The 11,938-nt window shown below is 62.9% G+C and carries 12 protein-coding genes and 1 tRNA gene; 6 read left to right on the forward strand and 7 right to left on the reverse strand.

The window, feature by feature from the left end:
* The 5 genes from ACK5L9_RS09820 to ACK5L9_RS09840 all read right to left on the reverse strand — a co-directional run.
* A partial coding sequence (locus ACK5L9_RS09820; protein WP_416911282.1) for a tyrosine-type recombinase/integrase occupies positions 1-766 on the reverse strand: 766 nt, incomplete at its 3' end.
* 141 nt (positions 767-907) lie between these two features.
* Positions 908-997: transfer RNA gene (locus ACK5L9_RS09825), tRNA-Ser, on the reverse strand.
* Positions 998-1,140: 143 nt separating this feature from the next.
* Positions 1,141-2,673 (reverse strand): amidase, encoded by a 1,533-nt coding sequence (locus tag ACK5L9_RS09830; RefSeq protein WP_416911283.1) that lies wholly within the window; start codon positions 2,671-2,673, stop codon positions 1,141-1,143.
* Between the two features lie 107 nt (positions 2,674-2,780).
* Positions 2,781-4,187, reverse strand: a complete 1,407-nt coding sequence (locus ACK5L9_RS09835) for an aldehyde dehydrogenase family protein (RefSeq protein WP_416911284.1) — start codon at positions 4,185-4,187, stop codon at positions 2,781-2,783.
* 135 nt (positions 4,188-4,322) lie between these two features.
* Complete coding sequence (locus ACK5L9_RS09840; RefSeq protein ID WP_416911285.1) at positions 4,323-5,291, reverse strand: helix-turn-helix domain-containing protein; 969 nt, start codon at positions 5,289-5,291, stop codon at positions 4,323-4,325.
* Between the two features lie 385 nt (positions 5,292-5,676).
* On the opposite strand from ACK5L9_RS09840, the gene ACK5L9_RS09845 reads away from it, so the two are divergent.
* Genes ACK5L9_RS09845 through ACK5L9_RS09870 form a run of 6 tightly spaced genes read left to right on the forward strand, consistent with a single transcriptional unit; the run spans position 5,677 to position 9,370 of the window.
* Positions 5,677-6,813, forward strand: coding sequence for an amine dehydrogenase large subunit (locus tag ACK5L9_RS09845; RefSeq protein WP_416911286.1), 1,137 nt, complete (start codon positions 5,677-5,679; stop codon positions 6,811-6,813).
* Position 6,814: 1 nt separating this feature from the next.
* Positions 6,815-7,345: a MauE/DoxX family redox-associated membrane protein gene (locus ACK5L9_RS09850; RefSeq protein WP_416911287.1), complete on the forward strand. Its 531-nt coding sequence runs from the start codon at positions 6,815-6,817 to the stop codon at positions 7,343-7,345.
* A gap of 1 nt (position 7,346) precedes the next feature.
* Positions 7,347-7,934, forward strand: a complete 588-nt coding sequence (locus tag ACK5L9_RS09855) for a thiol-disulfide isomerase (protein ID WP_416911288.1) — start codon at positions 7,347-7,349, stop codon at positions 7,932-7,934.
* 32 nt (positions 7,935-7,966) lie between these two features.
* Positions 7,967-8,491, forward strand: a complete 525-nt coding sequence (locus ACK5L9_RS09860) for a methylamine dehydrogenase light chain (protein ID WP_416911289.1) — start codon at positions 7,967-7,969, stop codon at positions 8,489-8,491.
* A gap of 14 nt (positions 8,492-8,505) precedes the next feature.
* Complete coding sequence (locus ACK5L9_RS09865; protein ID WP_416911290.1) at positions 8,506-8,931, forward strand: c-type cytochrome; 426 nt, start codon at positions 8,506-8,508, stop codon at positions 8,929-8,931.
* A 7-nt stretch (positions 8,932-8,938) separates the two neighbouring features.
* The gene (locus ACK5L9_RS09870; RefSeq protein WP_416911291.1) at positions 8,939-9,370 is read left to right on the forward strand and encodes a c-type cytochrome; all 432 of its coding nucleotides are present in this window, start codon (positions 8,939-8,941) and stop codon (positions 9,368-9,370) included.
* Between the two features lie 20 nt (positions 9,371-9,390).
* Here ACK5L9_RS09870 and ACK5L9_RS09875 read toward each other — a convergent pair whose 3' ends face one another.
* Together ACK5L9_RS09875 and ACK5L9_RS09880 are read right to left on the reverse strand one after the other, a co-directional pair.
* Positions 9,391-11,010, reverse strand: a complete 1,620-nt coding sequence (locus ACK5L9_RS09875) for a dipeptide ABC transporter ATP-binding protein (RefSeq protein ID WP_416911292.1) — start codon at positions 11,008-11,010, stop codon at positions 9,391-9,393.
* Positions 11,003-11,938: ABC transporter permease (locus ACK5L9_RS09880; protein ID WP_416911293.1), on the reverse strand; the 936-nt coding region annotated here is incomplete at its 5' end. The genes ACK5L9_RS09875 and ACK5L9_RS09880, both read right to left, overlap by 8 nt.

Here is an 11,938-nt window from a genome sequence, read left to right on the forward strand (position 1 = left end):
AACGGGCCTGCAAGACCTCGCTGGTCCGGCTTGCAGTCAGGCAGGTGAACATCAGCGCTTTTGCCGCCATTGCATCCCGCGTGGCGAGATCGGCGTAAAAGGCGGGCACATCCTGCCAGCGCATCGCCTTGTGGTGCTGTACCTTCTGTTTGACGCGTGGCAACACCTTGGCATCGCGGATCGTGTTGACGGGGTTTTCGCCGGTATAGAAGCCCTTCGACTTCGCAACATCCAGCACGGCCTTGATCCGCTGCGCCACGCGCTTGGCCGTTTCGTGCTTTTCGGTCCAAATCGGGAGCAGGACCTGCAACACCTCGGGCTGCCCGACCTCCGACACCGGCAAGCGCCCAATCTTCGGGAAGGCATATTCAGAGAGCGTGTTGATCCATTGCTGCCCGTGCTTGGGGTTCTTCCACGTCGGCAAGCGCTCGATGTGAACCTGCTGGGCGATTTCCTCGAAGCACGGCACCTCTTGGCGGACATTGTAGCGCGGATTGAGGCCTTGCTTTGCCATGCGGCGATATTCGAGGGCACGGTCACGCGCTTGGTTCAGAGTCACGATGTCCGCCCCACCCAAACCAAAATCGGTGCGCAGGGGTTTGCCTTCCCGATTCCGCTGCCCCTTGACCGTGACGCGCACAATCCAGCGCCGCGCGCCGCTTGGGTCCACCACAAGATAGAGACCGTTCCCGTCGCCATGCCGACCGGGACCAAGCGTTCGCACCAGATTCTTGGTCAGCTTGCCGCTATGCAGAGCCATAAACATACCACACTTCATACCACCCAATGAACAGGAATGAGTGTAATCGAAGAAACTCGAAGATCAACAACGAATGCAGATAATCAAACAAAAACAGCGCCATATGGCGCTGAATAGGTCTGAATGCAACTGTATGAAAATGGTGGGTGGCGGAGACGAAGGGATTCGAACCCTCGAGACGGTTTCCCGTCTGCACCCTTAGCAGGGGTGTGCCTTCGACCACTCGGCCACGTCTCCGTCGATGGGTATAAACGTGAGGTGGAGGCCTTTACAAGGCATAATCGGTGTTTGCGCTGATGCCGGTGGGGTTGGCGGGATGCGGCTTCTTGGCGGGGTGTCCGGGCGCGGCGGAAGTCGCCGGCCCGGAGCGGGGCATCTCGTTACAGAAGCGGGCTTTTGCGTGTCAGGTAGTCGGTGGCGTTCTGCCAGGCGTGGCCGATTTGCAGCGCGGCAAGGTCGGCGCGGGGGCGGGCCATGATTTGCAGGCCCATCGGCAGGCCGCTATCGGAAAAGCCAGCGGGCACGGCGATGACCGGGACGCCGGACAGGGTGCCGGGGATGACGATCTCCATCCAGCGGTGATAGGTGTCCATCTGCTTGCCCTCGATTTCGGCAGGCCAGTGCTGCGTCGCGTCGAAGGGCCAGACCTGCGCCGTCGGCAGGACCAGATAATCGTAACTGTCGTAAAGGCGCAGCATCTCGCGATAGAAATCCGAGCGGGCCACCGAAGCCTGATAAATACCCGTGCTGGTCTGTTTCAGCCCAAGCTCGTTTTCCCAGACGGCTTCGGGTTTCAACAGCGGCTTCGTCTCGGGGTTCGCGGCCAGTGGTGCAACGAGACCGCTGACAAGAAAGCCGCGCAGGGTCAGCCATGTTTCCCACAGCTTTGCCATGTCGAAATCGATCTTGGCCGGTTCGACCGTGCAACCCAGGGTCTCGAAATTCGCCAGCGCCTTCTGGCAGACATCCATCACGCCCGCCTGCATCGTCAGATAACCGTCCAGATCGCCAAGCCAGCCGATCCGGGCACCCTTGAAATCATGGTCCAGGCTTTGTGTAAACAGCGCGGCATCGCCATCCAGCGACAGCGGTGTGCGCGGGTCATACCCGGCCTGAATGGACAGCAGCATCGCCATATCCGCGACCGAGCGGCCCATCGGTCCGCCATAGCCAAGCTGTTGGTAGAACAGCTCTCCGGTCGGGCCATAGGGGACGCGGCCCGCCGATGGGCGGAAGCCGAAGACGTTGTTCCAGCCGGCGGGGTTGCGCAGCGATCCCATCATGTCGCTGCCATCGGCGACCGGCAGCATATGGGTGGCCAGCGCCACCGCCGCGCCGCCGGAACTGCCGCCGGCGCTGAGCTTTTGATCATATGCGTTCAGCGTGGTGCCGAAGACTTCGTTATAGGTATGTGAGCCGAGGCCAAATTCCGGGGTGTTGGTCTTGCCGATCAGGATGGCACCGCTGGCGCGGATGCGTTCGACCATGATCGTGTCGGACTTGGGCATATAGTCCTTCATGATGGGCGATCCATAGGTTGTGCGGATGCCCACGGTCGTGTCCAGATCCTTGATCGCCTGCGGCATTCCGTGCAGCCAGCCGCGATCTTTGCCTGCCGCAAGGTCGTCATCGGCGGCCTGCGCCTGCGCGACCAGATCTTCGCGCGGCAGCAGCGACACGATGGCGTTGACCTGCGGATTGATCCGCTCGATCTGGTCGAGATAGGCGTTCATCACCTCGACGCAAGAGATCGAGCGCGCGTGAATCGCGTTGGACAGGTCAACGGCGGAAAGATCGGTAGGGCCGCCGGTATTAGCGCTGGCACGCAGGCCGGTCAGCGGGATGGCCGCTGCCGCTGCCGCAGTCATTTTCATCATGTCGCGCCGGTTCGGGCCCTTGTCATTGGTCTGCATGTTCGCCTCCGTGATTGCACTCGCATGGCAGTGCCGCCCGCCGGAACGCGGCGGGGCGGGCAGCCAAAATGAAAACGGCGGGGAAATCCCCGCCGTCCGTTCTGGATTTAGCTGAAAACCACCTGAATATCGGTGTATTCGGCAAGCCCTTCGTCGCTGAACTCGACCCCCAGCCCCGAGGCCTTGACCCCACCGAACGGCGCGTTGGGCTGGATCATACCGTGCTTGTTGACCCAGACCGAACCGCATTCCATCCGCAAGGCCAGCTTGCGCGCGGCCTCGATATTCTTGGTCCAGATCGAGCCGCCAAGCCCGTTGGGGCTGTCATTGGCGGCGTCGATCACCTGATCCAGATCGGTATAGCGGATGATCGGCAGGGCAGGGCCGAACTGTTCTTCATCGACCAGCGGATCGCCGTTCTTGAGGCCCGAGATAATGGTCGGCGGGAAGAACAGGCCGTCGCCCGCCGCGCCGCCCAGCAGCACCGTGCCACGTTTCTTAGCGTCTTCCACAAGGCCCGAGACCTTGTCAAACTGCATGCGGTTCTGGATGGGGCCAAGGATCGAGCCCTCGTTCATGCCGTCGCCCACCGGGATGGTGGCGGCGAATTTCACCAGCTCGTCGCAGACCGCGTCATGGATGCTGTCATGGACATACAGCCGCTTCATCGCCGCGCAGGTCTGGCCGTTGTTGATGAATGCGCCCCAGAACAGGCCCTCGGCGATCTCTTTCGGGTCGGCGTCGGGCAGCACGATACCGGCGTCGTTGCCGCCCAGTTCCAGCGTCAGGCGCTTCATCGTCGTGGCAGCAGATTGCATGACCTTCTGGCCAGTCGCGCACGAGCCGGTGAACACGATCTTGCGGATGTCAGGATGCGCGGACATTGCCGCGCCCAGATTGTTGGTATGATCGTCACAGGTGACGATATTGACCACGCCCGCCGGCAGAACCTGGTTCATCAATTCGACAAGACGCAGCGTTGCCAGCGGCGTATAGGGCGAGGGCTTGACCACCACCGTGTTGCCGGTGCGCAGGGCAGGGATGATGTGCCAGATCGCGATCATCACCGGGAAATTCCACGGCGTGATCGAACCCACAACGCCCACCGGCTTGCGATGCATCTCGACCCGGCCGGTATTGTCGTCCTGCAAGACCTTGACGGGCAGCGACAGCGTGGCGGTGTGGCCTGCCCATGCCTGAGCGCCACCGATTTCCCAACGGGAACCCAGTCCGTTCAGCGGCTTGCCCTGTTCCAGTGTCAGCAGCTCGGCCAGTTCCTCGGCATGCTCGCCGATCTTCGCGACGATAGCCTCGCAGGCGGCCTTGCGTTCGGCGTCGCTGGTCTGTGACCAGGCGACGAATGCCGCCTTGGCCGAAGCGACAGCGTGGTCCAGATCCTGCACGGTCGCGTTCGGAACGCTGCCCACGACCGCGCCCGTTGCCGGATTCATCACGTCGAAACGCAGCCCGACGGCATAGGGTTTCCCGTCGATGGTCAGATCGAAATTCTTCATGCCGTCGCCTCCGTTGATGATACCGCCGCATGGACGGGCGTGGCATCCCGCACCCGATGGATCCGGCTAGCACGGACGGGCGTGAAACTCTTGGCGTCTTGCGCCAACGCTTTGGTTCACCGCGCCAAAGCGCGTTTACTCGGGTTTGCGCAGTGCACCGGGGGGCTGGCCAAAGCGTGCCCGGAACACACGATAGAAATGCGACAGGTCGTTGAAACCGCAGTCGAACGCCACCGAGGCCACCGACACGCCTTCGCTGCCGGGCATCGACAGCCGCGCCCATGCCGTATCAAGGCGTGCGGCCAGAACCCGCCCGGTCACGGTGTCGCCATTGCGTTCAAAGATGCGCTGAAGGCTGCGTCGCGACACGCCGACCTCGCTGGCCAACCGGTCGATGCTGAAATCGGCGTCCAGCGCCATCTTGGCGATATGGCATAGCGCGCCCTGATAAACCAGATCGTCCTTGCGGCCATTGGGTCCGCCGCGTTCGGCTCTGGCGTGGAAATATGCCGACAGGATGTTCAGCAGCGCCTCGGACAGGGCAAGATGGCCGCCGCTGTCGGGGCGCGCCATGTTCATCACTACATTCTGCACCGCCGGAAACAGCGGATCGTTGCGCCGCAACGCCACGCCGCCAAGACAGCCGGTGCCCAGCCTTCGCTGCGCCTCGTCCCTTGGCAGATGCAAAGATAACTGGCGCGAAAGCTTGCCGCGATAGGTGAATTCGGATGGCAGAGTGGAATCCACGATAAAAATGTCGCCCCTGGCCAGCCTTGCACGCGTCTGGCGCTGAGTCACTTCGCAGTTGCCCTCGGTTTGGACCAGCATGAACAGATGCTCGCCCGGATCGCGGCGGATCATGGTCTTGTCGCGCAGAACCCGGTCCGCATCCACCGCAATCGCCGCCGCGTCAAAGCGTGCGATCCGCCTGTGCTGCACCGAACCCCGCAAAATGGACCGGCGATCCGCAGGATCGGCACGAAACATGCCGCAGACCTTTTGCACCCGCTGGTTAAAACTTTCGATCGGCATATCCTGATCGGCCGCGTAAAGCATGCCGACGGCATGACCGGGCGGAAATGACTTAACATCTTGATATTGCATTGGATACTCCCCCGACCCAATGGCGCCGGTACCGAGTCTTTCATTGACCGACCGGTCTAGGATAGACCAAGCGCCGCTGCCGGTCAAACCCGGATTGGCACCTGCAAAGCCATGGGCAAACACGCGCTGCGCCCGTTTCTTGGCGCAATAAACATAGAGACTGGCGTGAAACGCCAAGACGCGGTTGCGGGGATATGTTGTCCTGATCCGAAATTCGGCGACCAGACCGGATCAAAGGGAGAACGCAGCATGGAACACTCGCCTTTCTGACGGTGCCAGCCGCAATGCCGGGGTCAGGCCATGCATTTCGCCTGACAATATCGCCCCGTATCACGGCCCGGACCGCCTTGCCGAACATGTCATTCAATATTCCAGCAGGACAGCCATGAAACATCACCTCATCCTCACCCTCTCGGTTCTGGTTGCGTCGGGCAATCCGGCCCTGTCGCAGGGCACCGAGATCGAGCCCGAAACCCTGACCGTGGAAGAGCGGATTCCCGAAGGCGATCACCTGTTCGTGCTGGATTTCGGGATGACCGGATCCAGCGTGATCTATGTACTGAACGCCGAAGATCTGGCGCTGGTGGGCAGTATCGGCTTTGGCAGCATGGGCCAGATGGCGATGAGCCCCGACAACAGCAAGTTGTATACCGCCTCGGGCTATATGCGCCGCTATACCTATGGCGAACTTGAGGCGGTGATCCACGAATGGGACGCGGCGACGCTGAATGCGAATACCGAGATGCTTATCTCGCCGAAATTCGCCCCCGCGCTCAGCCAGAACGGCATTTTCAACCTGTCGGCGGACGGGGCCTATATGGTCGTGCAGAACGCCACCCCCGCCACCTCGGTCAATATCGTCGATCTGGCCAAGGGCGGCGATCTGGTCGAGATTCCGACGCCCGGCTGCTGGACCGCCTATCCCAGCACCGAGGGCCACGCCTTTTCGACCCTGTGCGGCGACGGCACGGTGACGAAATACAGCTATGAGGCCGATGGCACCGTCTCGGACGGGGTCAAATCGGAAAAAATCTTCGATGCCGACAGCAACCCGGTCTTTGGCGTCGCGGTGCGCGCGCAGGGCAAGCTGGTTTATGTCACCTTTGGCGGCAGCCTGCTGTTCGTCGATGACAGCGGCGATGTGCCGGTTCTGGAACGCACCGCCGAATTTGCCTCGGATGGATGGGCACCGGGCGGCAATAACATGATCGCCTATCACGCGCCGTCGAACACGCTGTTCGTGGGCATGCACCCGAACGCCTTTGACGGGTCGCACAAATTTCCGGCCGAGGAAATCTGGGCCATTGATCTGGAAAGCGGCACTGTGGTCGCGCGCGGCAAGGCGAATGCCGACACAAACCTTGCGGTCAGCGGCGGCGATACGCCGGTCCTGTTTGGCGTCGATCACATGGGGGGCGTGCATCGCTATGACGTGACCCTTGGCGAAGGCGCGGCGATCACCACCGCCGCCTCGCGTGAGGGCGTTGCCCTTTTCGCCACCAAGCTTGCCACCGATTTCTGAGATGGCCCTGATCGCGCCCCTTCTGGCCGTGACGATCACCAGCTTTCTGGCGATCATTCTGGCGCGGGCGGCCTGGCACAAGGCTGACAGGTTTCTGGAGACCGTCGGTTTTGCGCAGGGTTATGGGCTGGTGCCCGATCATTGGGCCGCGCCCATCATCCGCGCCCTGACTGTGATCGAGACGCTGGCCGTCCTTGCCCTGCTGGCCCCGCCGCTGCGGCCTCTGGGCTCGGCCATGGCGGCGGCGCTGTTTGCGGGCTATGGTCTGCTGATGGCGGTGGCGCTGCTGAACGGGCGCGACCGGATCGATTGCGGCTGTGGCGGTGCGCCGCAGATCGTGTCGCGCTTTACGCTGCTGCGCAACGTCGTGCTGACGGCGCTGGCGCTGTGCCTGCTGGTCCTGCCCGCCGCAACGGTCCCGGCGCTGGACGCGGCATGCGCGATCCTTGCCGCCCTTGTCCTGACCGCGATCTATGCGGTGCTGGAAAAGCTGTCCTCGCATCTGCCGAATATCCGGCAGGGAGATATCTGAGATGAACCTGCTTATCTTTTCCAATGTCATGCTGTGGATCGTCGTCGTGATCCAGATCGGCGTCATCTTTGCGCTTGCCCGGCAGATCGGTATCCTGTTCGAACGGGTCTCGCCAGTGGGCGCGATGATTTCGGGCAGCGGGCCCGAGATGGGCGAGGCGGTGCCAAAACTGGCGCTGCCAAACCTGAACGGCGCGGGCCTGACCCTTGGCGACGGCGGGCGGGCGCAGCTTGTGTTCTTCCTGTCCACAAGCTGCCCGATTTGCAAGGCGCTGTTGCCCGCGCTGAAATCCATCCGTGGCGACGAGGGCGGCTGGCTGGATGTCATCCTGGCCTCGGACGGGCGCGAGGCGCTGCATCGCCGCCTGATCGAGGCCGAGGGGTTGGGCGTCTTTCCCTATGTGCTGTCCTCTGAACTGGGGATGAGCTTCAAGGTCTCGAAACTGCCCTTCGCGGTGCTGATCGACCGTAACGGCAAGGTCGCCGCAAAGGGGCTGGTGAACAGCCGCGAACAGCTTGAAAGCCTGTTCACCGCCTCGGAAACCGGGATTCCGTCCTATCAGGCCGCCGTCAGCGGCATGACCTCGTAACACCTGCTTTTTGCAAGAAGGAAGCCGACCACATGTCCCGTTTCATCGACAAACTGCTTAGCCGCATCGACAAATCGGTCGAGGGCAATGTCCGCGCCTCGGCCCGCCAGTTCGGGCGCCGTTCGTTCCTGTCCCGTGCCGGCACGACGCTGCTGGGGGCCGCCGTCGCCGCGCCGATCCTGCCCTTCGACCGCCGCGCCAACGCCGCCGAAGGCAGCGCCGACGATCCATGCACCTATTGGCGGCACTGCGCCATCGACGGGTTCCTGTGCGACCAGTCGGGCGGATCGCTGAAATCCTGCCCGCCGGGTTCGACCGTCTCGGCGGTGGCCTGGGTCGGGACATGCAGCAACCCTGATGACGGCAAGGATTACCTGATCAGCTACAACGATTGCTGTGGCAAGCCGATGCTGCATACAGCCGCCTATTGCAACAATAATGTCGGCGAAAGGCCGGGCTATCGCATGGGGTTGTATAACGACATCAACTGGTGCCTTGCGAATGACGACAAGGGCTATCACTGCACCGTTTCCGTCGTTGTCGGGCTTGCCGAATGAGGCGCGGGGCATTGGTGGCCGGACTGACGGCCTGCCTGTCGGCGGGCACGGCCCTTGCGCAGGATGACGGGGCTGCCCTGTTCTCCGAGGTGTGCGCGGCCTGCCATAACGAGGGCGGCATCGGCAGTCCGGGGCTGGCCCCGCCTCTGGACCGGCCCGATTTCTGGCAGGCGCTTGGCGATGACGCACCGGCCTATCTGGCCGGGGTGCTGACCAAGGGCATCGCCATGTCGATGACCATCCGGGGCGAACGTTACATGGGCATGGTCATGCCCGCAGTCGAGGGCTATTCGGATGACGAATTGTCCAGCGTCTCGAACTGGGTGCTTGCCACGCTTGGCGAAACCGACAAGACCCTGTCAGCCGACGACATCGCCGCGACGCGGGACGGCGCGCTGAGCCGTGCCGATCTCAAGGCGATGCGGCCAAAGACGGAGTGACCGACAGATGAGGGCGCGACTGCTTTCCGGCCTGATGCTGCTGTCGTCGATGGCATCCGGCGTCATGGCCGATCCTGCGCGCAGGGACTATATCCTCCATTGCTCGGGTTGCCATGGAATGACGGGCAAGGGCACCATCGCCGGAGGCATTCCGCCCTTTCCCGATTCCGTGGGCAAGATCGCCGGGTCCGACATCGGCCGGACCTATATCGTCCATGTTCCCGGCGTCAATTCGGCGGGGCTGTCGGCGGGTGAGATCGCCGATGTGCTGAACTATATCCTTGACCAATGGGGCGAGGGGGGCGATCCGCGTTTCTCGGGGCATGAGGTCGCGGAACGCAGTGCCCTGCCCATCGGCGAAGTTGTTGCCTATCGCCGCAAGGTGGTGGCCGAACTGTCAGCAGCCGGGATAGAGATTGCCGAATACCCCTGGCCCTGACGGGCCACCGGGCAGGCCCGTCAGCCGGCAAGCGCCAGACGCGCCGCGCGGCGTTCTGCCTGTACATCCGGGTCGGCATCCAGTCCGGCGGCCAGCAAACGCTGGGTGTATATTTCGCGCGGGGCCTCGAAAATCTGCCGGACCGGGCCTTGTTCGACCACCTCGCCACATTGCATCACCATCACCCGATCCGCGAAATCGCGGACCACGGGCAGATCATGGGCGATGAAGATGAAAGCGATGCCCAGATTGTCGCGCAACCGGCCCAGCAGCTCGATCACCTGCGCCTGGATCGACACGTCCAGCGCCGATACCGCCTCGTCGCAGATGATCAGTTGCGGTTCCAGCGCAAGGGCGCGCGCGATGGCGATACGCTGCCTTTGCCCGCCCGAGAACTGATGCGGGTAACGGTCAGCATGTTCGGCCCGCAGCCCCACCTGTTCCAGCAATTCGACCACGCGCGCGCGCCATTCCTTGCGCGGCAGAATATCGGGGTGGATTACCCACGCCTCTGAAATAACGTCGAAAATCGACATATGCGGGGCAAGGGACTGGGTCGGATCCTGAAACACCATCTGCAATTGCCGCCTGAGCCGCCCCATCTCTCGCGGGGATTTTCGCAGCAGCTCGTCGCCCTGCCACAAAACCTGTCCGCCCGACGCATCCTCGAGTCGCAGGATCAGCCGCGCGATGGTCGATTTGCCCGAGCCGCTTTCGCCCACCACGGCCAGGGTCTCGCCCGCCCGCAGGTCGAAATCGGCGCGTTTCAGCGCGGTGAAGGCACCATAGGATTTGCTGAGTCCGCGCACCGACAGGATCGGTTCTGGCGCGTCGTCGGGCTGGCGCAGCGCGCCCTTTCCGGGGGCGGCGGCCAGCAGTTTGCGGGTATAGGGGTGGCGGGCGTTGTGATACAGGTCGCGGGGGGTTCCGGTTTCCACGATGCGCCCGCCCTCCATCACCACTGCGCGGTCAGCGGATTCGGCCACGACGCCAAGATCGTGGGTGATCAGCAGCAGGCCCATGCCGGTTTCTTCCTGCAATTCCTCCAGCAGGGACAGAACCTCGGCCTGCACGGTGACATCCAGCGCCGTTGTCGGCTCATCCGCGATCAGGATGTCCGGCTTCATCACAAGCGCCATGGCGATCATCAGCCGCTGCCGCTGCCCGCCCGAGAACTGTTGCGGATATTTTCGCATCGCGGCGGCGGGGTCGGGAATACCTACCCGCCGCATCAGATCCAGCGTCCGCGCAAAGGCGTCGCCACGGCTTTCGCCATGGGCCATTCCGGCCTCGGCGATCTGCCAGCCGACGGGATAGACCGGGTTCAGATGGCTGAGCGGATCCTGAAAGATCATGGCGATGCGGCGACCGTTGATCTTTCGCCGGGCCTCGGGGTCCAGACACAGCAGGTCTTGCCCCTCGAACAGGATCTGGCCGCTGACGATCTCGCCGGGGGGGCAGTCGATCAGGTTCATGATCGCCGATGCCGAAACCGACTTGCCCGAGCCACTTTCGCCAAGGATGGCCAGAGTCTCGCCCCGGTCGAGGTGCCACGAGATGCCATTGACAGCATTCACCGTCTCGCGCGCGGTATGGAACCTTACGGAAAGGTCACGCACTTCCAGAAGATGCTCAGCCATTGCGCTTGCCCTTCAGTTCAAGCCGCCAGCGCTGCGTGGGGTTCAGCGCAACGCGCAGCCAGCCCGACAGCAGGTTCAGCGACATGGTGGTCAGGATGATCGCCAGACCGGGCCAGAAGGCCAGCCACCAGGCGTTGGTCAGGTATTGCCGCCCCTGACTGACCATCAGCCCCCAGGTGATTTCGGGCGCCTGAATGCCGATTCCCAGAAAGGACAACGCCGATTCCGCCAGCATCACAAAGGCGAAATCCAGTGTCGCGATGGTCAGCAGCGTTGGCAGGATGACCGGCAGGATATGGCGAAAGATGATCCGCCCCCGCGACGCGCCCATGACCCGCGCAGCCTGCACGAACATACGCTCGCGCACCTCCAGCACCTCGGCGCGGGTGGTGCGCAGATAGATCGGGATCCGCGTGATGGTCAGGACAAGGATCAGGTTCGCGATCGAGGGTTCCAGCATGTACAGCACGATCACCGCCAGCAGCAGCGAGGGAAAGGACATGATCACATCGGCCAGCCGCATGATCACCTCGCCCGTGGTCCGCCCGGCATAGCCCGCAACAAGCCCCAGCACCGTGCCCAGCAGCATCGACCCGACGACCGCCCCCGCCGCGATCACCATGGTGTTCTGCGCTGCCACGATCATCCGTGCCAGCAGCGGCCGACCCAGGGCATCGCCCCCCAGGATGTACAGAAAGCCACGGTCGGCCAGGAAGGGCGGGGCGTTGCGCGCCCTCAGGTTCTGCTTGCCGGCGACATCCTCCAGCAGGGCGGGGCCAAGGATCGCGCAGATCACGACCAGCAACAGAAACAGCGCAGCGGCAAAGGCGAACTTGTCTGCCCAAAGCATCATCAGCACATGGCGGAACCGGCCCGGTATGTGGTTTGTCGCGACAGCGGTATTCGAGCTTGTGTCGGTCATGATGCC

It is taken from the genome of Paracoccus sp. (in: a-proteobacteria) (assembly GCF_047973135.1).
Lineage (GTDB): Bacteria > Pseudomonadota > Alphaproteobacteria > Rhodobacterales > Rhodobacteraceae > Paracoccus.

Excerpts from the sequence above, each read along its gene's own strand:
- ACK5L9_RS09850 (WP_416911287.1), top strand. The coding sequence starts at position 6,815 with ATGGCCCTGATCGCGCCCCTTCTGGCCGTGACGATCACCAGCTTTCTG.
- ACK5L9_RS09830 (WP_416911283.1), bottom strand. The coding sequence starts at position 2,673 with ATGCAGACCAATGACAAGGGCCCGAACCGGCGCGACATGATGAAAATG.
- ACK5L9_RS09860 (WP_416911289.1), top strand. The coding sequence starts at position 7,967 with ATGTCCCGTTTCATCGACAAACTGCTTAGCCGCATCGACAAATCGGTC.
- ACK5L9_RS09875 (WP_416911292.1), bottom strand. The coding sequence starts at position 11,010 with ATGGCTGAGCATCTTCTGGAAGTGCGTGACCTTTCCGTAAGGTTCCAT.
- ACK5L9_RS09855 (WP_416911288.1), top strand. The coding sequence starts at position 7,347 with ATGAACCTGCTTATCTTTTCCAATGTCATGCTGTGGATCGTCGTCGTG.
- ACK5L9_RS09835 (WP_416911284.1), bottom strand. The coding sequence starts at position 4,187 with ATGAAGAATTTCGATCTGACCATCGACGGGAAACCCTATGCCGTCGGG.
- ACK5L9_RS09845 (WP_416911286.1), top strand. The coding sequence starts at position 5,677 with ATGAAACATCACCTCATCCTCACCCTCTCGGTTCTGGTTGCGTCGGGC.
- ACK5L9_RS09870 (WP_416911291.1), top strand. The coding sequence starts at position 8,939 with ATGAGGGCGCGACTGCTTTCCGGCCTGATGCTGCTGTCGTCGATGGCA.
- ACK5L9_RS09840 (WP_416911285.1), bottom strand. The coding sequence starts at position 5,291 with ATGCAATATCAAGATGTTAAGTCATTTCCGCCCGGTCATGCCGTCGGC.